Genomic DNA, 219 nt, shown 5'->3' on the forward strand with positions numbered 1-219 from the left:
TGGTGTTGCCTACAGTTCCACTACCACTCACTTGTAAGGTACCGGCATTGACAGTAGTAGCGCCACCATAGGTGTTAGCACCTGACAGAGTGAGGATACCTACTCCTGCTTTTGTCAGAGTAACACCTGTACCTGCGATGATGCCGTCAATCGAACCAGCACCACTATTGGTAATCGAGATGGCGCTACTGCTAGCTAAGGTAATCGCATGGGCAGTTA

1 protein-coding gene is annotated in these 219 nt (G+C 49.8%); it reads right to left on the reverse strand.

Annotated features, from left to right (window positions below):
- Positions 1–219, reverse strand: a 219-nt coding sequence (locus ICN47_RS12845; protein ID WP_216220302.1) for an autotransporter-associated beta strand repeat-containing protein, incomplete at both ends; no start/stop codon positions are given.

The sequence above is a fragment of the Polynucleobacter sp. AP-Latsch-80-C2 genome (assembly GCF_018882185.1).
Taxonomy (GTDB): domain Bacteria; phylum Pseudomonadota; class Gammaproteobacteria; order Burkholderiales; family Burkholderiaceae; genus Polynucleobacter.